Source organism: Streptomyces olivochromogenes (assembly GCF_001514115.1).
Classification (GTDB): Bacteria; Actinomycetota; Actinomycetes; order Streptomycetales; family Streptomycetaceae; genus Streptomyces; species Streptomyces olivochromogenes.
This window is the reverse complement of record NZ_KQ948453.1, coordinates 58,519-83,350: the sequence shown is the minus strand read 5'-3', so window position 1 is coordinate 83,350 and position 24,832 is coordinate 58,519. Positions and strand designations below refer to the sequence as shown.

Annotated in this window: 20 protein-coding genes; 4 read left to right on the top strand and 16 right to left on the bottom strand. The window is 70.8% G+C overall.

The genetic code is table 11. The features are described from left to right. The first annotated feature begins 33 nt into the window (after window positions 1–33). The gene (locus AQJ27_RS09980; RefSeq protein ID WP_067366355.1) at window positions 34–1,116 is read left to right on the top strand and encodes a lytic polysaccharide monooxygenase auxiliary activity family 9 protein; all 1,083 of its coding nucleotides are present in this window, start codon (window positions 34–36) and stop codon (window positions 1,114–1,116) included. Between the two features lie 75 nt (window positions 1,117–1,191). Here AQJ27_RS09980 and AQJ27_RS09975 read toward each other — a convergent pair whose 3' ends face one another. Both AQJ27_RS09975 and AQJ27_RS09970 read right to left on the bottom strand, forming a co-directional pair. Beyond that, entirely contained in the window at window positions 1,192–2,049 is an 858-nt protein-coding gene (locus tag AQJ27_RS09975; RefSeq protein WP_067365023.1) for an esterase/lipase family protein, read from the bottom strand. A 183-nt stretch (window positions 2,050–2,232) separates the two neighbouring features. Then, window positions 2,233–2,676, bottom strand: a complete 444-nt coding sequence (locus AQJ27_RS09970) for a MarR family winged helix-turn-helix transcriptional regulator (protein ID WP_067365020.1) — start codon at window positions 2,674–2,676, stop codon at window positions 2,233–2,235. 93 nt (window positions 2,677–2,769) lie between these two features. Between AQJ27_RS09970 and AQJ27_RS09965 the strand changes: the two genes are divergently transcribed. Beyond that, window positions 2,770–3,144, top strand: coding sequence for a cupin domain-containing protein (locus AQJ27_RS09965; RefSeq protein WP_067365017.1), 375 nt, complete (start codon window positions 2,770–2,772; stop codon window positions 3,142–3,144). A 17-nt stretch (window positions 3,145–3,161) separates the two neighbouring features. On the opposite strand, the gene AQJ27_RS09960 is transcribed toward AQJ27_RS09965, so the two are convergent. The 11 genes from AQJ27_RS09960 to AQJ27_RS09910 all read right to left on the bottom strand — a co-directional run bounded on the left by AQJ27_RS09960 (window position 3,162) and on the right by AQJ27_RS09910 (window position 18,207). Next, entirely contained in the window at window positions 3,162–4,136 is a 975-nt protein-coding gene (locus AQJ27_RS09960) for a DNA polymerase Y family protein (RefSeq protein ID WP_067365014.1), read from the bottom strand. After that, window positions 4,133–7,717, bottom strand: coding sequence for a DNA polymerase III subunit alpha (locus AQJ27_RS09955; protein WP_067366352.1), 3,585 nt, complete (start codon window positions 7,715–7,717; stop codon window positions 4,133–4,135). Before AQJ27_RS09955 ends, AQJ27_RS09960 begins: the two co-directional genes overlap by 4 nt. Before the next feature lie 189 nt (window positions 7,718–7,906). Further along, entirely contained in the window at window positions 7,907–8,989 is a 1,083-nt protein-coding gene (locus AQJ27_RS09950) for a S1 family peptidase (RefSeq protein WP_079064892.1), read from the bottom strand. Between the two features lie 246 nt (window positions 8,990–9,235). Continuing rightward, the gene (locus AQJ27_RS09945; protein WP_079064891.1) at window positions 9,236–10,192 is read right to left on the bottom strand and encodes a slipin family protein; all 957 of its coding nucleotides are present in this window, start codon (window positions 10,190–10,192) and stop codon (window positions 9,236–9,238) included. Window positions 10,193–10,378: 186 nt separating this feature from the next. Further along, window positions 10,379–11,278 carry a S1 family peptidase gene (locus AQJ27_RS09940; RefSeq protein ID WP_067365004.1) on the bottom strand — a complete coding sequence of 300 codons (900 nt, stop codon included), beginning with the start codon at window positions 11,276–11,278 and terminating at the stop codon, window positions 10,379–10,381. A gap of 302 nt (window positions 11,279–11,580) precedes the next feature. After that, window positions 11,581–12,363: a DUF1684 domain-containing protein gene (locus tag AQJ27_RS09935; protein WP_067365000.1), complete on the bottom strand. Its 783-nt coding sequence runs from the start codon at window positions 12,361–12,363 to the stop codon at window positions 11,581–11,583. 4 nt (window positions 12,364–12,367) lie between these two features. Further along, the gene (locus AQJ27_RS09930; RefSeq protein WP_067364997.1) at window positions 12,368–13,666 is read right to left on the bottom strand and encodes an NtaA/DmoA family FMN-dependent monooxygenase; all 1,299 of its coding nucleotides are present in this window, start codon (window positions 13,664–13,666) and stop codon (window positions 12,368–12,370) included. After that, on the bottom strand, window positions 13,663–14,742 hold the full coding sequence (locus AQJ27_RS09925; protein ID WP_067364993.1) for an LLM class flavin-dependent oxidoreductase: 1,080 nt from the start codon (window positions 14,740–14,742) through the stop codon (window positions 13,663–13,665). Before AQJ27_RS09925 ends, AQJ27_RS09930 begins: the two co-directional genes overlap by 4 nt. A gap of 51 nt (window positions 14,743–14,793) precedes the next feature. Beyond that, window positions 14,794–15,555, bottom strand: a complete 762-nt coding sequence (locus tag AQJ27_RS09920) for an amino acid ABC transporter ATP-binding protein (RefSeq protein WP_067364991.1) — start codon at window positions 15,553–15,555, stop codon at window positions 14,794–14,796. 43 nt (window positions 15,556–15,598) lie between these two features. Further along, a complete protein-coding gene (locus tag AQJ27_RS09915; RefSeq protein ID WP_067364990.1) occupies window positions 15,599–17,353 on the bottom strand; it encodes an FAD/NAD(P)-binding protein in 1,755 nt (584 codons plus the stop codon). Then, window positions 17,350–18,207 (bottom strand): amino acid ABC transporter permease, encoded by an 858-nt coding sequence (locus tag AQJ27_RS09910; protein WP_067364988.1) that lies wholly within the window; start codon window positions 18,205–18,207, stop codon window positions 17,350–17,352. The genes AQJ27_RS09915 and AQJ27_RS09910 overlap by 4 nt, the downstream gene beginning before the upstream one ends. Before the next feature lie 434 nt (window positions 18,208–18,641). On the opposite strand from AQJ27_RS09910, the gene AQJ27_RS09905 reads away from it, so the two are divergent. Then, a complete protein-coding gene (locus AQJ27_RS09905; protein ID WP_067364986.1) occupies window positions 18,642–19,595 on the top strand; it encodes an ABC transporter substrate-binding protein in 954 nt (317 codons plus the stop codon). 159 nt (window positions 19,596–19,754) lie between these two features. On the opposite strand, the gene AQJ27_RS09900 is transcribed toward AQJ27_RS09905, so the two are convergent. Next, window positions 19,755–20,990, bottom strand: coding sequence for a DUF5685 family protein (locus tag AQJ27_RS09900; RefSeq protein ID WP_079064890.1), 1,236 nt, complete (start codon window positions 20,988–20,990; stop codon window positions 19,755–19,757). A gap of 290 nt (window positions 20,991–21,280) precedes the next feature. On the opposite strand from AQJ27_RS09900, the gene AQJ27_RS09895 reads away from it, so the two are divergent. Then, a complete protein-coding gene (locus tag AQJ27_RS09895) occupies window positions 21,281–21,721 on the top strand; it encodes a cell division protein SepF (RefSeq protein ID WP_067364983.1) in 441 nt (146 codons plus the stop codon). Between the two features lie 39 nt (window positions 21,722–21,760). On the opposite strand, the gene AQJ27_RS09890 is transcribed toward AQJ27_RS09895, so the two are convergent. After that, complete coding sequence (locus tag AQJ27_RS09890) at window positions 21,761–22,951, bottom strand: acyl-CoA dehydrogenase family protein (protein WP_067364980.1); 1,191 nt, start codon at window positions 22,949–22,951, stop codon at window positions 21,761–21,763. 262 nt (window positions 22,952–23,213) lie between these two features. Beyond that, window positions 23,214–24,821: an MFS transporter gene (locus AQJ27_RS09885; protein ID WP_067364977.1), complete on the bottom strand. Its 1,608-nt coding sequence runs from the start codon at window positions 24,819–24,821 to the stop codon at window positions 23,214–23,216. Window positions 24,822–24,832 lie beyond the last annotated feature (11 nt).

Sequence of the window (24,832 nt, the reverse complement as noted above, 5' to 3'; positions counted from 1 at the left end):
ATGCCGAAGGTCCGCTTCGAGGAGTTCCCCCACATGTCTGCTCGCCGCAAGGCTGCCGTCCTCGCAGTCGCCGTCGGTGTCGCCCCGGTCGCCCTGACCGCGCTCGCCGCGGCGCCCGCCGTCGCGCACGGCACGATGGGCGACCCGGTCAGCCGGGTCTTCCAGTGCTACGCGGAGAATCCCGAGAGCCCGAAGTCCAGCGCCTGCGAGGCGGCGGTCGCGACCGGCGGCACCCAGGCGCTGTACGACTGGAACGGCATCCGGATCGGCGACGCGAACGGCGGACACCAGCGGCTCATCCCCGACGGGAAGCTGTGCAGCGCGGGCAACGACGAGTTCAAGGGTCTGGACCTGGCGCGCGCCGACTGGCCGACGACGAGCGTGAGCGGCGGCGCGTACACGTTCAAGTACCGGGTGACGGCCCCGCACAAGGGCACCTTCGACGTGTACATCACCAAGGCGGGCTACGACCCGTCCAAGCCGTTGGCCTGGGCCGACCTGGACCTGGCTCACCCGGTCGCCACGAAGACCGACCCGGTCGCGACGAACGGCTACTACACCTTCTCCGGCACCCTGCCGCAGCGCTCGGGCAGACAGCTCCTCTACGCGATCTGGCAGCGTTCGGACAGTCCGGAGGCGTTCTACTCCTGCTCGGACGTCACCTTCGGTGGCGGGGGTTCGGGCAACGCCGGTGCCGGTGGCGACAGCAAGGGCAGCAGCGGTACGGGCACGGGCAGCACGGGCACGGGCAGCACGGGCACGGGCAGCACCGGAAGTCGTAGCACCCCCGCGCCGACCACCCCGGCACCCACCGCTTCCGCGCCCTCCGAGCGGCAGATAGCCGACGGTGCCGACAAGTCGACGGTGCGGCACGACCACCACGACGGCACGGCCACTGCGGTGGCCGACACGAGCACCTCCGACTCCGCTCCCGGCGGCTCCGCCGACCGGCCCGAGGCCGCGGGTGTCTCGGAGCGGCACCTCGCCGAGACCGGCGGTGACTCCTCCAGCCCCTATCTCGCGATCGGCGGGGCGGGCGCGCTGGCGCTGGGCGCGGCGGCGCTGTTCTCCTCGGTCCGCCGCCGCGCGACGGGCGACGACCGGCGCGGTCGCTAGGCCCTGTCGTCACATTCCCGGTGCACTCCGGGGCCTGTCCGGCGGCTCAGGTCGGACAGGCCCCGGCCGGGGCGGTCAGCTGAACACGGAGGCGCAGTTCGTGGTGGTGGCGTGTGCCGGGTCGAGGGCGTTGGCCGCCTCGTGGAAGGCGATCCGGTCGAGGAGGCCGATCGCGGCGTGCTCGGAGAGGTCGAGCGGGCACAGGTCCTGCAGCAGCACGTTGTGGACGTCGGATCCGGTGAGGAACTGTGAGCGGTACGGCGTGACCACCTCGTCGTACTTGGTGGCGATCACCGTGTAGTGCACGCCCGGGACGGTGTCGCCGCCGGCGTTGAGTTTGGTCAGGAAGGCGGAGCCGACGATCTGGTCGGCGAGCGCGGGTGTGGCCGCCGACAGCAGGTCCTCGGCGCCCGGGAAGTACGGCAGCAGGTTGGTGAGGCCGTCGAGGGTGGTGCCGTGGTTGTCGGGCGCGATGCCGACGAAGGTGTTCACCTTGGCGGCTCCGCCGAGGAACTTGAGGTAGTAGCGGGGCATCAGGCCGCCCTGCGAGTGGCCGACGAGGTCGGCCTTGGCCGCGCCGGTCGCGGTGAGCACCTTGTCGACGAATGTCTGAAGCTGTTCGGCCGACTTGTCGATGGGGCCGAGGGCGTTGAAGAGGGGGACGCCGGGCAGTTGCCCGTAGTCGAGGGAGAAGACGCAGTACCCGCGGTCCTCCAGGTAGGGCGCGAAGGCCAGCCAGTTGTCGATCGAGTTGGCGAAGGTGCCGTGGACGAGGACGACGGGGCGGGGATGGCTGGCGGAGGGCTTGCAGGAGTAGTCGTTCCAGCCGCTGCTCGGCGCGGCGGCGTGGGCGGTGGCGGCGGGGACCACGGCGACCACTGCGGTCAGCAGCAGTGCGGTGAGGGGTCTGAGCAGGCGCTTCCAGGGCAGCATCGGGTGATCTCCTTGCGGCTCAAGGGAGTTGCGACGACGTACGCCCTGTGATCCGGATCACGAGGATGCTGTTCACTCGTCAAGTTACGGGCGAGTAGCTCAAGTGTGAAGTTACGCGTCAGTAAAAAACTTCCGGCGACAAACGGCGGCAGTCTCGGTCACAGACCAAGACCTGACGAACCATCACCAGGCGGGCCTGATGGGACCATAGGGCGCGATACGCGCCAAACGGTCGCGCAACACGCGCACTTCATCCTCACCGAGCACCTCGACCCACGCCCGCACGGCATCGGCGGCCGCCTCCTCCGCCGCACGGGTGCAGGCCCAGCCGCGTTCGGTCAGCACGACGAGGCGGGCGCGCGCGTCGCCGGGATACGGGCGCCGCTCGGCGTATCCCTTGCGCACGAGCTCGTCGACGAGCTGGCTGGCGGCCTGTTTGGTCATCCCCAGGTGGGTCGCGAGGTCGGTGACCGTCGCGCCGTCCGGGGCGAGCCGGGTGAACGCGAAGCCGTACGCGGGGCGCCCATCGAAGCCACGGGCCTCGACGCCGTCATTGATGCGCCGTGTCAGGTCGCCCGCGGCGGCGAGCAGGACGGCGGTCAGGGCCATGGCCTCGGAGTTTTCCACGGATGCATTGAAACACCCTTGACGGATTGGTCAAGCAGCTTGACCATGAGTCCATATAGTCAAGCAACTTGACCACTTGCCCAGGAGGCAGCCATGCCCGTCATCCACTCCTCCGATGCCGTCGTCCACGAGATGCACGGCGCCCGCTTCGTCTCGTACGCCCGTCCCGGCACCGGCAGCAAGGAACTGTGCGCCTGGCGGGGCGAGATCCCCGCCGGCACCAAGGCGCCCCTGCACACCGTCAGCCGCGAGGAGATCCTCCACATCCTCGAGGGCGAGCTGGTGATCACACTCGACGGACGCACCGAGCGGGTCACCGCGGGCGACACGCTGATCATCAACCCCGGGGCGACCTTCGGCGTCGAGAACCCGACCGACCGGACCGTGATCACCTGGGTCACCACGCCCATCGGCCTGACGGCGGAGCTGTCCGACGGCACCCGCATCAGCCCTCCGTGGGCCAACTGACACACACCTGAGGAGAGTTACGCCGCCAGCGTGCCCGGCATCACCGCATGCGGGCCGAACTTCGCTCGCGCGCGGTCCGCGACCTCCTCGATGCGGCGGACCTTCTCGTCCACGGGGTCGAAGGTCAGCTGGTGGGAGGCCTGTTCAGCGGGGGTGAGGCCCTCGGCGCGCAGGCCGACCGCACGGACCCGGGCGCGCTGGAGGCCGAGCGTCTCGTACAGGGCGTACGCGGTGGCGGTGAGCGCCGAGGAGTGGGCGGTCGGCTCCTTGAGGGTGCGGCTGCGGGTGGTCGAGGAGCGGTCGGCGTAGCGGACGGTGAGGGTCACGGTGCGGCAGACCTTCTCCAGGGCGCGCAGCCGGGTGCCCAGTTCCTCGGTGGCGCAGAGCAGCGCGCGGCGGTGCAGGGACGGGTCCAACTCGTCGCGGGAGAAGGGGCGTTCGGTGGCGAGAGAGCGCGAGGTGGCGTTCGGGACGACCCGGCCGCGGTCGATGCCGGACGCCTTCTCGTGCAGTTCGCGGCCGGTCCGGGCACTGGTCAGGCGCTGGAGCGTGGACAGGGGCGCGGCGGCGACCTTGCCGATGGTGTCGAGGCCGTACTCGCACAGGGTGCGGGCGGTGGCGCCGCCGACTCCGGGCAGCGCGCCGACGGGCCGCTCGGCGAGGAACTCCGCGACGGCGTCCGGCTCCCCGGGCACCACCCGGGTCACTCCGGGCACGGCCTCCCGCAGTGCCATCCGCGCGAGCATCGGCCCGGGTCCGGCGCCGATCGCGCAGTCGATCCCGTACCGGGCGAGTGCCCGCACTCTGATCAGCGAGGCGAACTCCACGGCGGTCCGCCCGAAGTACCGTTCGGCGCCCCGCAGATCGACCAGCGCGCGGTCGGGCGGCAGCGCCTCGGTGACGGGGGTGAACTCCTCCAACAGTCCGAGGAGCCCCGGCAGGGCGGCCTCGTACATCGGAGGCAGCTGGAAACGTACGCAGAGGATGGTCATCCCGCACTCCCCGGACTCTGGTGCCACAACTTCTTTCCTCCCGCGGGCCCTTCGCCCGCGGGACGCAGATCGGCCCAGGGGTGCATCTCGTACCCCGTGGGCATCCGGATCCTCCGGCCCTCCTTCGCACCCTCCCCCTCCGGCAGGGGCTCCGCTACGGGCTCCGCCAGCCGCGCCGCCACCACGTCGAGGCCGCCCTCGGCGCGCAGCTCGACCAGTTCGGCGAGGTTCCAGGCCGCCGCGCCCACCACGCTGAGGCTGCGCGGGCCCCGGCGCTGCACCACTCCCCGCACCAGCAGCAGCCAGGAGTGGAAGACGGTGTGGGCGCAGGCGTCGTGCGAGTCGTCGAAGAAGGCGAGGTCGACCAGGCCGGTGCCGTCGTCCAAGGTGGTGAAGATGACGCGTTTGCCGGAGCGGATCGGCGGGGTCTGGGTGGCCGCCTTGGCGCCCGCGACCAGGACCGTCTCTCCGTGCCGCGCCTCCCGCAGCCGGCGTGCCGTCACCACGCCCAGCTCCTCCAGGAACTCCCGGTGGTCGTCCATCAGATTGCGCGAGGCGTCCATCGACAGCACGCCCAGTTCGGCGCTGAGCCGCTCCGCCGAGGAGAGGTCGGGCAGCCCGGCGGAGGCGGTCTTCCGCCCGCCGGACAGGGGGAGTTGGCCGCCGCCCGCGCCCCGGGATCCCCGGTGCAGTTCGGTCAGGTGCAGTTGCAGGTCACGCCGGTTGGCGCCGAACGCGTCCAGCGCGCCGACCTGCGCGAGCCGCTGTGCGAGCGGCCTGCTCGGCCGGGCCCGCTCCCAGAAGTCGAGCAGGGAGGCGTACGGCTGTCCGTCCGCGATCCGCGCCGCCTCGGCCTCGCTGATGCCGTGCACGTCGGAGAGGGCGAGGCGGACACCCCAGTGGCCGGCAGAGCCAGTAGATTCAGACACCAGTTCGATACGGTGGGCGACCGCCGACCGGTTCACGTCCAACGGCAGGATCGGCACCCCCCGCCGCCGCGCGTCCGCCAGCAGCAGCCGCTTCGGATACATCCCGGGGTCGTGCGTGAGCAACCCGGCGTAGAAGGCGGCCGGGTGATGGGTCTTCAGCCACGCCGACTGGTACGTCGGGACGGCGAAGGCGACCGCGTGCGCCTTGCAGAAGCCGTACGACCCGAAGGCCTCGACGATCTCCCAGGTCCGCGCGATGGTCTCGGCGTCGTACCCCTTGGCCGCCGCGTTCTGTGCGAACCAGAACCGGATCCGCCCCTGCGACTCGGGGTCGGACAGCCCGCGCCGCACCCGGTCCGCCTCGTCACGTCCGCAGCCGGTCATGATGTCGACGATGTCGATGATCTGCTCATGGAAGACCACGACGCCGTACGTCTCCTTCAGCGGTCCCTCCAGGTCCGGGTGCGGATAGCGGATCGGCGCCCGCCCGTGTCGCGCCTCGATGAACGGCCGCACCATGTCGGCGGCGACCGGTCCCGGCCGGAAGAGCGAGATGTCGACGACGAGGTCGTGGAAGGTCGCGGGCTGCAGCCGTCCGACCAGGTCGCGCTGTCCGGGCGACTCGATCTGGAAGCAGCCCAGCGTCTCGGCGGACTGGATGAGCCGATACGTCGCCGGGTCGCCCGGCGCCACCGCGTCGATGTCCGGCCGGTCCCCCGTGGCCCGCTGCACCTCGGCCACCGCGTGCGCCATCGCGGACTGCATCCGCACGCCCAGCACATCGAGCTTGAGCAGCCCGAGGTCCTCGACGTCCTCCTTGTCGAACTGCGACATGGGGAAACCCTCACCGCTGGTCGGCACGACCGGCGTACGGGCGAGCAGCGAGGCGTCGGAGAGGAGCACCCCGCACGGGTGCATGGCGATGCCGCGCGGGAGGGCGTCGAGGGACTCGACCAGCTCCCACAGCCGCCCGTACCTCTCGCCTTCCCACTGGAACTCCCGTGCCAGCTCCCGCAGTTCGGGCAGCTCGTCCATCGCCGCACGGGCGTCGCGGGCGCGGATGTGCGGGAAGGACTTGGCGATCCGGTCGATGTCGGCCGGGTCCATGGAGAGCGCGGCGCCCACATCGCGGACGGCGTGCCGGACCCGGTAGGTCTCGGGCATCGAGACGGTCGCGACCCGCTCGGTGCCGAACCGGTCGATGATCGCGCGGTAGACCTCCAGCCTGCGCGCCGACTCCACGTCGATGTCGATGTCGGGCAGCACCGAGCGGCGCTTGGACAGGAAGCGTTCCATCAGCAGCCCGTGCTCGACCGGGTCGGCGTGCGCGATGCCGAGGAGGTGGTTGACGAGGGAGCCCGCGCCGGAGCCACGCGCGGCAACCCGGATGCCCATCTTCCGTACGTCGTCCACGACCTGGGCGACCGTCAGGAAGTAGGAGGCGAAGTCGTGGTGGGCGATGATGTCCAGCTCGCGGTGCATCCGCTCCCAGTAGTCCCGCCTGCGGTCGTAGCCGCGCAGCACCATGCCCGCCGCCGCCCGGGAGGCCAGGACGCGCTGGGCGGTACGCCGGCCCGCGCCGACGAGACGCGGCTCCGGGAAGTGGACGGTGCCGATGCCGAGGTCGTCCTCGGGATCGACGAGGCACTCGGCGGCGGTGGCCTGGGTCTGTTCGAGCAGACGGTACGCGGTGTCACGGCGGTAGCCCGCGGCCTCGACGATCCGTTCGGCGGCGCCCAGCATGGCGGCCTCGCCCTTGAGCCAGGCCTCGCCGGAGTCCAGCTCGCGCCGGGGGTCGACGGGGACGAGGCGGCGGGCGGCGTCCAGGACGTCGGCGACCGGACCGAGGCCCGGGTCGGCGTACCGGACGGCGTTGCTGAGCACCGGGCGCACCCGCTGTTCGGCGGCGAAGCCGACGGTGCGGGCGGCGAGCCGCAGGGACCCGGGCCCGGTGCCCTCGCGGCCGTGCCAGACGGCTTCGAGACGCAGGGCGTCGCCGTAGATCTCCCGCCAGGGCGCGAGCAGCTTCGCGGCGCGGTCGGGGCGCCCCGCGGCGAGTGCGCGGCCGACGTCGGAGGCGGGGCCGAGCAGTACGGTCAGTCCCGCGGCGTGGTTGTCCGGCCGGAGCAGCAGGGGCTGCCGCCCCGGGCCGCCGTCGGGACCGCCGCCCGCATGCGCCGCCGTGACGATTCTGCAGAGGTCGGCCCAGCCGGCCGCGCCGTCCCGGGCCAGGAAGGTCACGCGGGGAGTCGACTCGTCGATGAAGGCACCGCCACGGACCGGGGCGCGGCGCCGCTCTCCTCGTACGGGCTCCCCGGTTCCTCGTACGGGCTCCCCGGCCGCCCGGGCGGAAGCCGAGCCCGTCGGCGCGGAGGCCCCGGCCGCCCGGGCGAAGGACCCCGCCGTTCGGGCGGAGGCCCTCGCCTCTCGGGCGGGAGCCTCGACCGCGAGGTCCACCCCGAACAGCGGACGGACACCCGCCTTCGCGCAGGCCTTGGCGAACCGGACCGTGCCCGCGAGGCTGTCCCGGTCGGTGAGCGCGAGGGCGTCCATGCCCCGCTCCGAGGCACGCTCGGCCAGCCGCTCCGGGTGCGAGGCCCCGTACCGCCGGGAGAACCCGGAGACGGTGTGCAGATGCGTGAACCCCGGCACACGCACCTCCCGCACCCGTCCGTATCCGTTCGTGTCCGAGGGCCCCTAGCCAGGCTCTCGAACATTCGTTCCCAATGACCTCACCCCCACCATAGACCAATTTCCGAACAAGTGTGCGACATCCGTTCGAGCCCGTCCCACCTGCGCAAACACCGGTCCACCGGCCCTGAGCAGGCAGGACGGAGCGCGTCAGCCGATCTGGGCGCCGAAGGCCGACAGCGCCTCGGTGACCGGCTGGAAGAAGGTCTCGCCGCCCGAGGTGCAGTCGCCGCTGCCGCCCGAGGTGAGGCCGATGGCCGTGGAGCCCGAGAAGAGCGAGCCGCCGCTGTCACCGGGCTCGGCGCAGACGTCGGTCTGGATGAGTCCGTCGACGATGTCGCCGTTGCCGTAGTTCACGGTGGCGTCCAGGCCGGTGACCGTGCCGCTGTGCACCTGGGTCGTCGAACCGCTGCGCGTCACCGACTGCCCGACGGTCGCCGCACCCGCCTGGGTGATGGGCTGCGCGGAGCCGTTGTAGAGATCGACCTCGCTCGGGTGGGCGACCGTCGAGGTGTACTTGACCAGACCGAAGTCGTTGCCGGGGAAGCTGGACTGCTCGTTCGTGCCGATCTCCTTGCCGCTGGAGTCCGACCAGGTGGAGATCTCCCGGGTGCAGTGCCCGGCGGTGATGAAGTACGGCTGGCCGCCCTTGACCACGTTGAAGCCGAGCGAGCAGCGCCCGCCGGAGCCGGTGATCGCGTCGCCGCCCGCGATGAAGGGCTTGAACTCCCCCTTCGTGCGCTGGAGTTCTGCCTTGGCGCCGAGACCGTCGACGACCTTGGTCAGCCGGGCGAGGGTCGCGCCCCCGACCGTGCGGTCGGCGGTGACGACGACCTTGTTGGTCCCCGGGTCGGTCGCCCAGGACGTGCCGGGGATGGTCGCGTCCTCCTTGAGGGTGGTACGGGCGCTCGTCAGTTCGGCGAGGGAGTTCTCGACGATTCTGGCCTGGGCGCCGGCCGCCTCGACGACGCGCGCCGCGGCCCGGTCGAGCACGTTGACGACGAGGTGCCCGGCCATCGCGTCGTAATACGTTCCCGCCGCGTCGGGACCCAGGTCCTTGCCGAGCGTCGAGGCGAGCTTTCCGGCCGCCGCGATCGAGAGCGGCCGGGGCGTCGCGCTCTTCTGCGTCTCGCTCGCGTTCGCAGTCTGGAAGGTGACTCCCGCGGCGATCAGGGCGGCGACACCCGCGCCTGCCACGGCTGCGCGCCGCCCGGATATACGTCGGTGTTTCACTTCGCGTCCTCCTGTGGGGGGCGGCCCGAGAGGTCGTGGGGACCTCCGGGGCCGGAAGGTGTACGGAATCGAAAGGCGTACGGGCGCCCACTATTCCGAGGCCCACAGGTGGCTCACAAGGTCGACTTCAGGACGCGCGTGCAGCAACGGGTGTACGCCCCCGGCACCTTGACCCTGCGTGATCGCACCCTGTGCGTTCGCAGTGCAAACACCATGTGCGAGTGACGTATGTGCAGCCCGTGAGGTCTAGTCCTGTCTTGTTTTCGACCCTTCAGGGTCCGATCCCAACGAGGGCGCGACGGAAGACGGTTGCTCCTGCACCGATTGCTCCACCGATTCCCGCACCGATTGCTCCACCGGTTGCTCCACCGATTGCTCCACCGATTCCCGCACCGGCTGCCCGGTCGACGGCCGCGCCTGCTCGGGCGCCGGGGCGGCCGGCTGGACCTGCGCCCGTTCCAGGAACCGCAGCAGTTCCACCGGGAAGGGGAGCACGAGGGTGGAGTTCTTCTCGGCGGCGACCGCCACCACGGTCTGCAGCAGCCGCAGTTGGAGCGCGGCGGGCTGTTCGGACATCACCCCGGCGGCCTCCGCCAGCTTCTTCGACGCCTGGAGCTCGGCGTCCGCGTTGATGACCCGCGCGCGCCGTTCCCGGTCGGCCTCGGCCTGCCGGGCCATCGACCGTTTCATCGTCTCCGGCAGCGACACGTCCTTGATCTCGACCCGGTCGATCTGCACACCCCAGCCCATGGCCGGACTGTCGATCATCAGCTCCAGGCCCTGGTTGAGCTTCTCCCGGTTGGAGAGCAGATCGTCCAGGTCGCTCTTGCCGATGATCGAACGCAGCGAGGTCTGCGCCATCTGCGAGACCGCGAACTGGTAGTCCTCGACCTGGATGACGGCGTCGGCCGCGTCGACCACCTTGAAGTAGATGACCGCGTCGACCCGGACCGTGACGTTGTCCCGCGTGATGCCGTCCTGCGCGGGGACGGGCATCGTCACGATCTGCATGTTGACCTTACGCAGCTTGTCGACGAAGGGCACCACCATGGTGAACCCGGGCCCGCGCACGTCCGAGCGCAACCGGCCCAGACGCAACACCACACCGCGTTCGTACTGTTTGACGACACGGGCCCCGGCCATCGCGTAGACGATCCCCACGGATACGACGGAGACTCCCGCCGCCACCAGTTCCTCGACCATCACGGCCCCCCAGGGTCCGAAGTGGGCGCATCGGGCAAGTACCGCATCAGGCGCGTACCCGGCGTGTACTTCGACGGTAACTCCGTCACCCGAGCAAGGGCGAGCCCCCGCACGACAGTTGCGTACGGGGGCTCGCCTGCTGCTGGCTGCAGGTCCGGTCGTGCGGGTTTTGCGGGGGATCGTCGGTCAGCCGACGCTCACGCCGTAGTAGCTCAGCGCCTCGGTGACCGGCTGGAAGAACGTCGTACCGCCGGAGGTGCAGTCACCACTGCCGCCGGAGGTCAGACCGTAGGCGACGGAACCCGCGTAGAGCGGACCGCCGCTGTCGCCGCCCTCGGCGCAGACCGTGGTCTGGATCATCTGGTAGACCACGTCGCCGCTGCCGTAGTTGACCGTGGCGTTCAGCGCGGTGACCCGGCCGCTGTGCGTGCCGGTGGTCGAGCCGCGACGGTAGACGGTCGTGCCCACGCTCGGCGTGGCGGCGCTGCTGATGGTCTGGCTGCCGACCGCGCTCGGGTGGGCGATCGAGGTGTTGGTGTAGCGCACCAGCGCGAAGTCGTTGGTCGGGAAGCTGTAGCTGACGTTCGTGCCCAGCGTGGTGGTGTGACCCGAGTTGGAGTACCAGGTGGAGGCGACCTCACCGCAGTGGCCGGCGGTCAGGAAGTAGTAGGTGCTCCCGCTGTGCACGTTGAAGCCGAGCGAGCAGCGGTAGGCACCGCCGTAGATGGCGTCGCCGCCTGTGATCAGCTTCTTGAACTTGCCCGGGGTGTGCTTGATCGTGAGGGCCGCGGCGTTGCCGCCCGCGTCCTTCTTGATCTTCGCGATCTCGGCCTTGGAGACCGTGCTGTCGACGGTGACGACGACGCGGTTCGTCTTGGCGTCGACCGCCCAGGCGGTTCCCGCGATGTCGGACTTGAGTACCGACTTGTTCACCGTGCTCAGCTGGGTGGCACTGAACGTATGGACGTCGGATGCGTTCGCGGTGGGGACGGAGAACGCTGCGGCGGCCAGGAGTCCGGTGGTCACGGCGATCAGCCGGGTCCGTCTCGCTATACCGCTGCGGGGGGTGGTGCGCTTGATCCTCACTTGTCGTTCCTCCCGAGGGAAGTAGGGGGCCCGCGTGGGGTCGGGGCCCGTGAGGCGCAGCCGGGAGCCGCCTGACCGGATTCCGGACAAGCCGTGCTCCTGACAAGCGCTGTGGGGGAGTATTCGGCGGCACGGCCGACCGGCGCAAGGGCGCCTTTCGGCCGTGCAGCGTTCAACTGACGTACCACCAGCGGCAGTTGATCTTCCCAGACTCGGGTGTGCGGATTGCGTGTGGATCGTCGGGGCACTCGAAGTGCCTGGAGGGCTTGGAGGAGTGAGTGGAGGGCGCGCAGGAGTGAACCTCAGAGCAGCGTGCGCTCCCCCGCAGGGACGGCCACGCCCAGGGTGTTCCCGGGCGGCGGGAAGGGGCAGAGGAAGTGGTCTGCGAACGCGCACGGCGGAAGCACGGCCCGGTTGAAGTCCACCGTCGTACGCCCCTCCGCGTCGGGTGCGGCAGGGCGCAGGAACCGGAAGCGGTAGCTGCTGTCCCCGCTGGTGGTGTCGGCGAACACGGCCCACAGCGAGCCGTCGCTCTCCACCGACACCTGGAGCGTGAGGTCCTCGCCGTCCAGGGTGAAGGCGAGGATGCCGCCGAGCCCCAGACCGCGGGCGACTCCGTCCGCGTTCTCCACATGGACGGTCCGGCTCTCGCCGTACGGCGTGAAGTGCCCCGGCACCGACCAGCGCGGGTCGTACGGCGTCGCCTCGACTCCCTTGAAGGCCGCGCGCGCTTCGGAGGCGGGGTCGAAGTCGCGTACGCCCCAGATCCCTTCGCGCACCAGGACGACGAACCGGCGCTCACCGAGCCCGACCCGGGACCCGGCCGCCGACCCGGGGTCGGCGTCGAGCCGGACCTCGCCGGTGAAGGGCTTTCCGTCCAGGCTCAGACCGTCCTCGGGGGCCGCCGTCAGCAGGACGCCGTCCTCCTGGTCGGTCCACAGACCGGGGATGTCCGGAAGTCGCCCGTCCGGATAGTCCTCCAGCCAGTGTGTGCCGGTGAGCGCCAACGGGCCGTAGGAGGCGGACACCGTCTCGACGCGGCGCTCGTGCCACCGCCCCCAGTCCTCGGATGCGTCTTTCGTCATGTGATCAACCCTTCCATATGGGGTCCGGCAACCCGAGGTGTGAGCGCAGCGTCGTGCCGGTGTATTCCGTGCGGAAGGCGCCCCGCTCCTGGAGCAGCGGGACCACCCGGTCCACGAACTCGTCCAGTCCGCCCGGGGTCAGCTGGGGGACGAGGATGAATCCGTCGGCGGCGCCGGCCGTCACGAACTCGTCGAGTCCGGCGGCGACCGTCTCCGGCGTGCCGACGAAGGAATGCCGCCCGGACGCCTCGATCACGGTCTGCCGGATGGACAGTCCCTTCGCCCGCGACAGGGCCCGCCACTTCTCCGCCACCGCGAGGGGGTCGGCGACGCGCACCCGCCCCTGCGCGAGGGCCGGCTCCGGCTCCGGATCGATGTCGGGCAGGGGCCCGTCGGGGTCGTACGAGGAGAGGTCGACGCCCCAGATCTGCTCCAGGGCGAGGAGCGCGTTCTGCGGGGAGACCTGCCGGCGGCAGATCTCGGCGGCCCGCCCCACCGCGTCGGCCGCGGTGTCACCGAGCACGACGGTGACTCCGGGCATGATCTTCAGGTCCTCGGGCGCCCGCCCGTACGTCGCGAGCCGCCCCTTCACATCGGCGTAGAACTCCCGGCCGGCGTCCAGGGTCCCGTGCCGGGTGAAGACCACGTCCGCGGTGGCCGCGGCGAACTCCCGGCCCTCGTCCGAGTCCCCGGCCTGGATGACGACGGGCTGCCCCTGCGGTGAGCGCGGCAGCCCGAACTCCCCCGCGATGTCGAAGTGCTGCCCCTGGTGGGCGAAGGGGCGCGCCACGCCTTCCGGCGTCCAGGAGTCCCACAGCTCTCGTGCCGTGGCGACGAACTCGGCGGCGCGCGCATACCGGTCGGCGCGGTCGAGGAAGCCGCCGCGGCGGAAGTTCTCCCCGGTGAAGGCGTCGGAGGAGGTGACCACGTTCCAGGCGGCCCGGCCCCCGCTGAGGTGGTCCAGCGTGGCCAGTCTGCGGGCGAGTTCGTAGGGCTCGTTGAAGGTCGCGTTGACCGTGGCGGCGAGCCCGAGCCGTTCGGTGACGGCCGCGAGCGCGTTGAGGACGGTGATCGACTCCGGTCGCCCCACGACGTCCAGGTCGTGGACGCGTCCCTTGTGCTCGCGCAGCCGCAGCCCCTCGGCGAGGAAGAAGAAGTCGAACAGGCCGCGTTCGGCGGTGCGCGCGAGGTGTTCGAAGGAGGCGAAGTCGATCTGGGACTTCGAGCGCGGGTCGGTCCAGACGGTCGTGCTGTTGACGCCCGGGAAGTGCGCCGCCAGATGCATGCGCTTGCGTACGGTCATGACGCTCCCCCTGTCACGGCGTACTGGTTGGCGGGCCGGGCCAGCCCCAGGTGCTCCCTGAGCGTGCTGCCCGGATAGAAGGTGCGGAAGAGACCGCGGTGCTGGAGCAGCGCCACCGTTCCGTTCACGAGCCGCTCCAGGTCACGGCGCGGCTCGACCGGGGTGAGGTGGAAGCCGTCGACGGCCTCGGACGCGTGCCAGGCGGCGATCAGCTCGGCCAGGTCGACCGGGCCGCCCCGGTACAGCGGCCCCTGCGCGCTCTGCCGGGGACCGCCACCCCCATGGCCAGGCTCGGCCGCGCGCTCCCCGTCGCCGAGGTCGACGACGAGTGAGCCGAGGACCCGCAGGGTGTCGGGGTTGCGGCCGAACTCCGCCGCCGCGTCCCGGAGTTCGGCCCGTACGGCCCGGGCCTGCGCGGGTCCCACGACCCGGACGAGCGCCACGTCGGCGTACCGGGCGGCGACCCGCCGGGCGGGCCCCTCGGTGGCGTCGACGACCCGGACGGGGTGGCCCTGCGGGGGCCGCGGCACGATCGAGGGGCCCTTCACGAAGAAGGTGGCGCCCCGGAAGTCGACGTGGTGCAGTTTGTCCCGGTCGATGAAACGGCCGGTGGCCTCGTCGCGTATCTCGGCGTCGTCCTCCCAGCTGTCCCAGAGCCGGGCGGCCACCTCGGCGATCTCGCCGGCCTCCCGCCACAGCGCGTCGGCGGGTGCCGCGTGCCTGCGGCCGAAGAGGCGGGCCTCGCCCTCGGTCGTCGACACGTCGAGCTGCCAGCCGGCCCGGCCGCGGCTGACCCAGTCGAGGGTCGCCACCGCCGCCTGGACGTGGAAGGGCTCGGTGTGGGTGGTGGTCACGGTCGGCACCAGACCGATCCGGCGGGTGGCGGGCGCGACACGGGAGAGTACGGCGAGCGCGTCGGGCCCTGGGCGCGCGAAGGTGTCGCCGAGCGTCACGAAGTCGAGCCCGCCACGCTCCGCGAGCTGCGCCGGCCCGACATACGAGGCGGCGTCGAAGGCCGCCTGTTGATCGAGGGCGGCGGCCAGGTGCAGCAGCCCCCGGCCGTGCGGTGCGGTCATATCGGGTGAAACCTTTCTCCGGTAATCCGATCAGAGCCCCCTGGAGAGGGATCAAAGAACCTTGGACAGGAACGACCGCGTCCGTTCGTGCCGCGGCCGGTCGAGTACGTCACCGGGGGCGCCCTGTTCGACGATCCGCCCGTCGTCCATGAAGACGACGGTGTCGGCGACCTCCCGGGCGAACCCGATCTCGTGCGTGACGACGATCATCGTGGTGCCCTGGTGGGCCAGGTCCTTGATGACGTCGAGGACTTCGCCGACCAGCTCGGGGTCGAGCGCCGAGGTCGGCTCGTCGAAGAGCAGCAGCTTCGGCTCCAGGGCGAGCGCGCGGGCGATGGCGACGCGTTGCTGCTGGCCGCCGGAGAGCTGCTTCGGGTAGGCGTCGGCCTTGTCGGCGAGCCCCACCCGGTCGAGCAACGCCCGCGCCGCCTCGACGGCGTCCTTGCGCGGGCGCTTCAGCGCGGAGACCGGGGCCTCGACGATGTTGTCCAGCACGGTGAGGTGCGGGAAGAGGTTGAAGTTCTGGAAGACGAACCCGATGCGGGTGCGCTGCCTCAAGATCTCGCGTTCGCGCAGCTCGTACAGCTTGTCGCCGGAGCGCCGGTAGCCGACCAGCGAGCCGTCGACGCTGATGCGGCCCCGGTCCACCTTCTCCAGGTGGTTGATGGTGCGCAGCAGCGTGGACTTGCCGGAGCCGGACGGGCCGAGGATCACGGTGACCTCGCCGGTGCGCACCGCGAGGTCGATGCCCTTGAGCACTTCCAGTGGGCCGAAGCTCTTGTGGACGGACCTGATGTCGACCATGACGGTCATCGTGTGAATCCCTTGTGCTGGCAGTGGAGTTGACGGTCGGGGGTTACGCGGCGGCCCGACAGGCAAGATCGCGCAGGAACGCCAGTGCGGCTCGCGCGGTGGCGTCGTTCTGCCGGAACGCGGGCCCGCCGGTGCGCGGCCGGGTGAAGGCGCCGGGGGTACGCACGTCGGTGTAGGGCCCCAGTGCGAAGCGCCGGGGATGCGGCCGGCCGCCCCGGTCGAGGATCCGCCCGTCGGAGCGGTCCACCCGCAGCAGCCCCTCCGGGGTCTCGACGGCCCCGTCGGCGTGCAGTTCACGCAGCAGCGGGTCGAGGGCGCGCCCGACGGTGGGCTCGGGCAGCCGCGCCTCGACGAGCGCCCGCGCCTCGACCGTCTCGCCCGGCACGGTCACGCTCGACGCCCGGAACACCCCGTCCTCGGCGACCACGGCCATGTCCGCGCCCACGAACCGCACGACGCCGGCCCGGGACAGCGCGAGCATCTGCCGCAGCCGGGGTCCGGGCGGCCCTGAGGCGAGGTAGCTGAAGAAGCCGTGCCACCAGGGTCCGACGTCTCCGAGCCGTATCAACTGCCCGTATACGGAAAGCAGTCCGAGAAAGACGGCCAGGTCAGGGCTGTTTTCGGGATCGTGACGGCGGCTCAGATCTCCTTCGACGTACGCCCGGAGCCCGTCCTGGAACTCCTCGTGCGACGCGTAGCGCACCCCGTCCAGCGGACGGTCGAGCGCCGCGAGGTCGAGCCGGTCGGCGGGGTCGGGCACGGCGGATGCCACGAGGGCCTCGCGCTCCGCCGCCTCCCCGGCCGCGTACTTCTCCTCGAAGTCGGTCCAGGCGATGCCCGTCCGCTCGGGGTGGACGGTGAACAGCCGGTGGTAGTGCGCGAACCCCAGCTCCTTCTCGATCGACGGCCACACGTCCCGCCGGAAGTCGAAGCCATCCGGCCGCGCCAGCAGCGCGTCGACCTCGGCGGGCCCGAAGAACCGTGGCAGCGGCGGCCGTTCACCGGTCCAGTCGTAACCGATCTTCGAGTGGTACGGCACTCCGCGCCGCGACCCGACGTACAGCACCGGTTCCCGCCCCGACGGAAGGTAGGTGTCACCGTCGTACCGCCCGCCCCGCCCTTCCGTGAGCAGCACCATCAGGTCGACGAAGGCGAGCCCGAAGCCGCGCACGAGGACGGGTTCGCCCGCCGCGAGCGAGGACAGGTCGCTGTCGGCGGTGAAGTCGGGCGGCAGATGGACCAGGTCGTGGGCGTGCGCGTACGAAGCCAACTCGCGCTGTTCCTCGTCCAGTTCGGCGTCGAGATGGCCGAGCGCGAGGACGACGAGGTCGGCGAGGAGGGGACGCGGACGGCCCTCCAGCCACACCTGCTGGCGCCCCTCGCGCGGGCCGCTGACGCGCAGGGCCCTGCACGGGTGATGGTGGACGGCGACGTCCGGCGGCAGGGCGGCCACGGCCTGCTCGTGCACCCAGCCCAGGTAAGCCCCTTGCAGCTGCCGGTCGGCGAAGGTGCGACCGTCGATGGCCGCCCATTCGTGCAGCGTGGGGCCGGGGCGCACGGGCCCGTCCATGACCACCGTCTCGTCGGTGAACATGGTGACGTCCTCGGCGTGCGAGTTCATCCACAGCAGCGGCGACTGCGCCTCGCGCCAGATGCGTCCGGCGCCCGGCGGATGGGGGTCGACGAGATGGATGTCGAGTCCCGAACCGGCGTACAGCTCGGGCGCGTTGGCGGCGATGCGCTCGATGAGACCGGTCCCCCGCGGCCCGGCCCCGACGATCACGAGAGAGGGCTTCATCGGGTGCGCTCCGAGCCGCGCGCGTAGTGCTTCTCGACGTAGTACTGGCCGAGGCCGAGGACCGAGGTGACGACGGTGTACCAGAGGGTGGCGACCATCAGCAGCGGGATGACCTGGTAGGTGCGGTGGTAGACCAGCTGTACCGAGAAGAGCAGGTCCTGCACGGCGATGACGCTGATGATCGAGGTGCCCTTGAGGGTGCCGATCAGCATGTTCCCGGCGGGCGGCACGATGGAGCGCATCGCCTGCGGCAGCACGATCCGCCACCAGCGGCGCCACCGGCTCAGACCGAGCGCCTGCGCGGCCTCGATCTGCCCGCGGTCGACGGAGAGGATGCCGCCCCGGACGACCTCGGCGGCGTAGGCGGCCTCGTGCAGGGTGAGCCCGATGATCGCGACCGCGATCGGGGTGAACAGATTGACCGTCTTCACACCGAGGAGCTCGGGATACAGCGCCCCGATGTTGAACCACAGCAGCAGCTGCACCAGGATCGGAATCGACCGGAACAGCCACACATAACCCCAACTGACGCTGCGCAGAACGGGGTTGGCGGACAACCGGGCCGCCGCGAGCAGCGTCCCCAGCGCGAAGCCGAGCACCATCACCACAGCCGTCAGCCACAGGGTGAGCCACAGGCCGCGCAGCACGGAGTCCGAGGTGAAGTAGTCACCGACCACCCCCCACTGGAACGCCTTGTTGCGGACGACGGAGGTGACGGCGAGCCCGAGCAGGACGAGCACGGCGACGGCGGCCGTCCACTGGCCCAGACGGCGCTGCGGAACGATCCGCAGGGAATCGGCCTGCTCCGGTATGTCCGGTGCGGCGGATGTTTTGGCGAGGGTGTCGGAAGACATGCGAAGACTCCGTGACGTAGTCGAACACGGGTGGATGCCTTCACACAAAGCGCCTCGCGGCGCAGTACGGCCGAGCCCCTCAGCAGGGCCGTCCACCGAGAGTACGGGCTCGTTTCCCCCCACTGTCAAGGCTGTCCATACTGTGAGCCGTACGTCTCAAGTCGGTTGACGCACAACCGGATGCCTGTTCCACTTGGCCCATGCATCCACAGCAGTGGCTGGTCAAGCGCTCCCACATCGACTTCGGTCGAGTGTGGTCCTCTTCCTGTTGAGCTGACCCACTGCGCGCCCCGATCGCTTGATCCCTTGATCGATCCGATCACCTGATCCCTTGATCGACCGGGCGCCCTTCGCGTTCTCCCTCCCTTTCGCCTTCACACGCGCACCCCTCCCCTCGGGTTCTGCTCACTCTTGCTCTCAGGAGACCGCACACCATGCGTACGTCCACGCGTACCCGTTATCGGCATTTTGCGCCCTTTGTCATCATCACCTCGACGGCCCTGCTCCTCACGGCATGCGGCTCCGGCTCGGACGACACGACCGGCACCGCGGCGAACGCGGCGGCCAAGGCCGACAAGATCCCCACCACGGACGTCGTCTCGGCCATCCCGAAGGACGAGGCCGCCGCCAAGCTGCTCCCGTCCGGCGTCACCGGCCTCACCGTGGCGGTGGCCGTCGGCGGTACGCCACCCGGCACGACGTACCTGGACGACGGCAAGACGCTGACGGGCCAGGACGTCGACTTCGCGGACGCCGTCGCCAAGGTCCTGGGCATCAAGCTGAAGACGGAACAGGCCGGCTTCGAGGCGATCCTGCCGGCCCTCGACAGCGGCAAGTACGACTTCGGCGCCAGCAACTTCGGCGTCACCGACGAGCGGCGCAAGACGATCGACTTCGTCACCTACATCAACGACGGCCAGGGCTTCGCCACACGCTCCGACAGCAAGCTGGCCAAGATCACCGACCTCAAGCAGCTGTGCGGCCTGAACGTCGCGACCGGAGCGGGCACCACCTTCGAGGCGACGCTGGAGGAGAACAAGAAGGTCTGCACCGACGCCGGCAAGAAGACGTACAAGGTGCAGACCTACAGCGAGCAGGGCGCGATCTGGTCCTCACTCCAACAGGGCCGCAGCGACCTCGTGATGAGCACCATCAACGGCCTGCGCTACGCCGTCGCCCACCAGCAGGGCGTCAAGTTCCTCAACGAGTACCACCGCCTCGACGTCGGCTTCGCCTTCAAGAAGGACACAAAGCTCGCCCCCGCCTTCCAGGCGGCAGTCAACAAGCTCATAGCGGACGGGACATACGACAAGATCCTGAAGAAGTGGGGGACGACGGGCTCGGCGATAGCGAAGTCGGAGATCTCCCCACCGGAACTCAAGAACTGAGAAACCTGGCCATTCCCCGCGTCCCGCACAGGAGCGCCACGAAGGGGCGCGGGGCCGAGACGTCATGCGGCTCCGCCGCGCGGGCGCGCCCAGCTCCCGTCCGGGCAGGCAGGACCCGTACGGCGGCGTGATCACCCACGCCGCCGTATACGAGGTCCGTCACAGTCCGCAGTCGCAGCACGAGCAGCATTCACAGCACTCGCAGATCTCACAGGCCTCGCAGCAGCTGCAGTCACAGTCGCAGTTGCCGAGGCAGCCCTCGCGCTTCCTGCGCGACCACGGCCCCTCGAACTCGTCGGCACAGCACACCTTGCAGGTGCAGCACACCCCGATCGCGGCCGCGCACCCGGCCCAGAAGCCTCGCCTGCCGGGCCCGGGCGGCGGGAAGGAGGGCGCGCCACCGAAGGGGTTGCCGCCAGCGCCGTAAGGATTCTGCCCGTCGTGCGGGCTCTGTGGGCTCCGCGGGTTGTACGGCCCGCCGTGCTGCGGCGGGCCGAAAGCCCCCCGCCCACCGTCCGCGTGGTCCTGGTGCCCGCACCCCGAGGTCCCGAACGCGCGGTCCACCGACCGCCCCAGCTCGTGCGCGAGCAGCAGATGCGCCAGCTTGCCGTCCGTGAACTCCACCTCGCGCAGCGCGAGCCGTATCCCGTGCAGAGCGTCATCGGCGAGCCGGCGCGCCTCCACGAGCGGGGTGCCGGTGGCCGTGAGCGGGTTCCACGCTCCTGACGCGGCGTCAGTCCCCTGGTCCTCCACGGCGTCCAGCAGATGCGCGAGCCGCCCGAAGAGCCGGCCGGCCTCGGCGAGCGGCCCGGCGTTGCCCGGCCGCCCGGCCAGGACGGCCGTGTGCGCGAAGGCGGCGGCGGTCGCGGTCTCGGTGGGCTCGGTGACGGTCAGAAGCGGCGTCCCGGGACCGGCGAGCGCCTCGATGCCGACCTGCCGGTCGACGGCGTCGACGAGTACGGCGGTGTCGAAGCCCACGTCGGATCCGGTACGGGCCCCGGCGCGCCCCCAGCTCGCGGCGACCCGGCGGGCGGCGAGCGCCACCGGCCTGCGCGCCAACAGCCCGTCCTTGTCCGCCACGTGGTCGCGCACCTTGGCCGAGGCCAGCACCAGCGAGACGGCGGCGGCGAGGCGGGCTCCCTCACCCTGCGCGACGGACGCGGTCCGCATCCCGCGCAACGGGCACGGCCCCGCCGTACGCCGCCACCCGGTGGTGCGCTCGGCCTGAGCCTCCGTCAAAACCGATATCAGCAGCCCGTCGTAATTGGTGACAACCCGAGCGAACTGTCCGTGGTCTCCGCGCAACGCGAGACAGAGTCCGCACAGATGCGCCATCCACTGCGTTTTGAGCCCCTCACCGAGACGGTGGCTGCAGGGCCTCACGATTCCGAACATGACACTCCCCCGTGCCTCGTACGACGTTGAGCTGCGGCATCGTACCGACCCCTTCGTTCACCCGTACGCCCTACCCGTCACCCGAACGCCGTCGAGAATCATATTTCACTCACAGTCAGCAGCCGTACACCGCAAGACCCTTGGGGGACGCGGGCTCTCGACGAATTCGCTGTGCACCAGTACCGTCACGAAACCCCCGCGCGGCGTCTATCCACTTGGCGCGACATCCGCATCATGGACGACCATGGGGATGCGGAAAGCAAGAAAGACCGCTGTGAGAGGAGGCGTCCATGGGATCGGTGCGCAAGGCGAGTGCCTGGCTTGGCCTCGTCGACGACAACGATGACGAGCGTTACTACGACGACGACAACTACGCCGAAGGACAGGACTCCGGCGATGCCTGGGTCACGGACCCGCGCGTGAAGGTCGCGTCCGAGACGGCGGAAGAGACAGGCCGCCGGATCGGCACGGTCACCCCGGACAGCTTCCGGGACGCACGCGGTATCGGCGAACTCTTCCGGGACGGCGTCCCGGTCATCATCAACCTCACGGCCATGGAGCCCGCCGACGCCAAGCGCGTGGTGGACTTCGCGGCCGGCCTGACCTTCGGCCTGCGCGGCACCATCGAGCGGGTCGCCACCCGGGTCTTCCTGCTGACCCCTGCCAACACCGAGATCGTCAGCGGCGAGGCCCCGGGACGCCAGACGGGCGGCTTCTTCAACCAGAGCTGAGGCAGGGCCGCTCACCGGCCCTGCTCTCCGGTGCTCGACTCACCGAAAGGCGTCGAGTCCGGTGAGCGCCTTGCCCAGCACGAGTTGATGCATCTCGACGGTGCCCTCGTAGGTGAGCACCGATTCGAGGTTGGTCGCGTGCCGCATCACGGGGTATTCGAGCGAGATCCCGTTGGCGCCGAGGATGGTACGGGCGGTCCGGCAGATCTCGATCGCCTCCCGTACGTTGTTGAGCTTGCCGAAGCTGACCTGCTCGGGACGGAGCCGCCCCGCGTCCATACGCCGGCCCAGATGGTGGGCGAGCAAAATCCCCTTGTGCAGTTCCACCGCCATGTCGGCGAGCTTGGCCTGGGTGAGCTGGAAGCCGCCGATGGGCCGCCCGAACTGCTCGCGCGTCTTCGCGTACTCGACGGCGGCCTCGAAACTGGCCCGCGCGGCGCCCATCGAGCCCCACACGATCCCGTACCGCGCGTGCGACAGACAGCTGAGCGGGCCCTTGAGCCCGGTCACGTCCGGCAGTACGGCGTCGGCGGGCAGTCGTACGTCGTCGAGTACGAGCTCACTGGTCACGCTCGCCCGCAGGGACCACTTGTGCTTGATCTCGGGAGCGGAGAACCCGGGGGCGTCGGTGGGCACGACGAACCCCCGGATCCCGTCCTCACTCTGCGCCCAGACGACCGCGACCCCGGCCACGGACCCGTTCGTGATCCACATCTTGCGGCCGTTGAGCACCCAGTCGCCGCCGTCGCGCTTGGCGTACGTCCGCATGGCGCCCGGGTCGGACCCGTGGTCGGGCTCGGTCAGCCCGAAGCACCCGATGACCTCACCGGCGGCCATGCCCGGCAGCCACCGCTGCTTCTGCTCCTCGCTCCCGAACCGATGAATGGCGTACATGGCGAGGGAGCCCTGTACGGAGACGAGGGACCGGATGCCCGAGTCGGCGGCCTCCAGTTCCAGACAGGCGAGCCCGTACTGCACGGCGGTCGCGCCCGCGCATCCGTACCCCTCCAGCGACATCCCGAGCGCCCCGATCCCGCCCAGCTCGCGCGCCAGCTCCCGGATCCCGGGCAGCTCGCCCTTCTCGTACCACTCGGCGACGTACGGCAGCACGCGGTCCGCGGCCCAGGTCCGTACGGTGTCCCGGATCGCCAGGTCCTCCGGGTCCAGGAGGTCGTCGAGGCCGAGGGGGTCGGTGGGGTCGAAGGGCGGGAGCTTCGAGGACGCGGACATGGGGGCAGCCTCCGGCACGCTAAAACTAGCACCGCTAGTTACGGTCTCGCCCCGACGGTACGACCCAGCGTCCCGCACGTCCAGTACCTCTCAAGTGCGGGTCCCCCGCGGGGGTGAAGCGCCATCGGCGGCTTCCGGTTCGATCGGGGGCGCTCGGCGGCCGTCGGGAAGCCGCAGGCGCCGACGGCGGTCAACCGCCACGGGAGACCCGCACGTGTCGACATGGTGGAAACGGGTGGTGCGTGGGTGGGAGAACTGTCGGCTAAGCCGAGACGCGGGACTCCGCAACCCCCCGAGGCGCCGGAATCTCCGCCGAGCCCGCCGCAGGCACCCCGCACTCCATGACCCGAGGCAACCGCAACGCCATCCCCGCCCCCAGCAACAACAACCCCGCACTGACGAGCAACGTCACATGCAGCCCGTGCACAAAGGAGTCCCGAGCCGCATGCCGCAGGGCCGCCCCCCGCACCCCGCCAAGCCGCGCAGCGACGTCGTACGCCTCTCCCAACGAGTGCCCCGCCGCGGCGGAGTCCCCCGGCGAGACCCCCCGTACGGACGACAGTCCGGGCGCGTACGCCGCGTTCATCACACTCCCCAGAAGCGCGATCCCGATCCCCGCCCCCAGCTGGTACGAGGTCTCGCCGATCGCCGCCGCCCCACCCGCCTGCGCCGGCGGCGCCTCGCTCAGCATCGACTCGTACGCCCCGAAGAGCGTCGTCTCCAGCCCGAACCCGAGCAGCACGAACCCGAACAGCAGCAGCCCGGTGTTGTCGTCCACTCCCATCGCGGTGAGCATGACCACGGCCACCGCCGTGAGACAGAACCCGAAACAGACCATCGCGCGCGGCCCGAACCGCCGCAGCAGCCGCGCCCCCGCGAGCCCCGCGGCCATCGCCGCGAAGGTGAGCGGCAGCAGTCGCAGCCCGGTCTGCAGGGGCGAGAGCCCGAGGACCAGTTGCAGGTACTGCGCGGCGATCAGCTCGAGGCCGACCAGCGCGAGCATGGCGAGGACGATGCAGCACACGGACGTACTGAACGCGGGCCGCGAGAACATCCGCAGGTCCACCAACGGATGCGCACGCCGTCGCTGGCGCCGCACGAAGGCGAACATCAGCGCGCCGCCCACGAGCAGCGGCGCCAGCGTGAACGGACCGAACGGCGCTTCACCGCCGCCGAGCCGCTTGACTCCGAGCACGAGCCCGAAGAGCCCGGCGGCGGCCATCAGGGCCCCCACCACGTCCCAGGGACCGTCGCGGTCACCGTAGGACTCGGGCAGCAGCAGCCGTCCGATCGGCAGGCTGATCAGCATCAGCGGGATGTTGACGAGGAAGACCGATCCCCACCAGAAGTGTTCGAGAAGGAATCCGCCGAGCAGCGGCCCGACCGCCGCGCCCACCGCGGCGACCGCGCTCCAGATGCCGATCGCGAGCGCCCGCTCCCGTCGGTCGGGAAAGACCTGGCGCAGGATCGACAGGGTCGCGGGCATGATCATCGCGCCGCCGACCCCGAGCAGGGCGCGCGCGCCGATGAGGACCTGGGCGTTGTCGGCGAGCGCGGCGATCCCGGAGGCGATGCCGAAGAGTCCGTATCCGAGGAGGAGCACACGTCTGCGGCCCACCCGGTCACCCAGCGTGCCGAAGAGGATCAGCAGCGCGGCGCAGACGAGCGGATAGACGTCGACGATCCAGAGCAGTTCTATCGCGCCGGGCTTGAGATCCTCGGTGACGGCGGGCACGGCGACGTGCAGCACGGTGGCATCGAGGGCCACGAGGAGCAGGCTGACGCACAACACCACGAGGACGACCCAGCGGTTGGCACCGGCCCCGGCCTCCCGACGGCGACGCGCGGTGGCCGTGGTCGTCCCGGACATGTACGTACCTC

Bases quoted from the DNA above. Each gene is read 5' to 3' on its own strand.
- AQJ27_RS09885 (WP_067364977.1), bottom strand. From the start codon at position 24,821: ATGTCCGGGACGACCACGGCCACCGCGCGTCGCCGTCGGGAGGCCGGG.
- AQJ27_RS09980 (WP_067366355.1), top strand. From the start codon at position 34: ATGTCTGCTCGCCGCAAGGCTGCCGTCCTCGCAGTCGCCGTCGGTGTC.
- AQJ27_RS09975 (WP_067365023.1), bottom strand. From the start codon at position 2,049: ATGCTGCCCTGGAAGCGCCTGCTCAGACCCCTCACCGCACTGCTGCTG.
- AQJ27_RS09890 (WP_067364980.1), bottom strand. From the start codon at position 22,951: ATGTCCGCGTCCTCGAAGCTCCCGCCCTTCGACCCCACCGACCCCCTC.
- AQJ27_RS09960 (WP_067365014.1), bottom strand. From the start codon at position 4,136: ATGACCATCCTCTGCGTACGTTTCCAGCTGCCTCCGATGTACGAGGCC.
- AQJ27_RS09945 (WP_079064891.1), bottom strand. From the start codon at position 10,192: ATGGTCGAGGAACTGGTGGCGGCGGGAGTCTCCGTCGTATCCGTGGGG.
- AQJ27_RS09920 (WP_067364991.1), bottom strand. From the start codon at position 15,555: ATGACCGTCATGGTCGACATCAGGTCCGTCCACAAGAGCTTCGGCCCA.
- AQJ27_RS09965 (WP_067365017.1), top strand. From the start codon at position 2,770: ATGCCCGTCATCCACTCCTCCGATGCCGTCGTCCACGAGATGCACGGC.
- AQJ27_RS09935 (WP_067365000.1), bottom strand. From the start codon at position 12,363: ATGACGAAAGACGCATCCGAGGACTGGGGGCGGTGGCACGAGCGCCGC.
- AQJ27_RS09910 (WP_067364988.1), bottom strand. From the start codon at position 18,207: ATGTCTTCCGACACCCTCGCCAAAACATCCGCCGCACCGGACATACCG.
- AQJ27_RS09930 (WP_067364997.1), bottom strand. From the start codon at position 13,666: ATGACCGTACGCAAGCGCATGCATCTGGCGGCGCACTTCCCGGGCGTC.
- AQJ27_RS09900 (WP_079064890.1), bottom strand. From the start codon at position 20,990: ATGTTCGGAATCGTGAGGCCCTGCAGCCACCGTCTCGGTGAGGGGCTC.
- AQJ27_RS09915 (WP_067364990.1), bottom strand. From the start codon at position 17,353: ATGAAGCCCTCTCTCGTGATCGTCGGGGCCGGGCCGCGGGGGACCGGT.
- AQJ27_RS09895 (WP_067364983.1), top strand. From the start codon at position 21,281: ATGGGATCGGTGCGCAAGGCGAGTGCCTGGCTTGGCCTCGTCGACGAC.
- AQJ27_RS09925 (WP_067364993.1), bottom strand. From the start codon at position 14,742: ATGACCGCACCGCACGGCCGGGGGCTGCTGCACCTGGCCGCCGCCCTC.
- AQJ27_RS09905 (WP_067364986.1), top strand. From the start codon at position 18,642: ATGCGTACGTCCACGCGTACCCGTTATCGGCATTTTGCGCCCTTTGTC.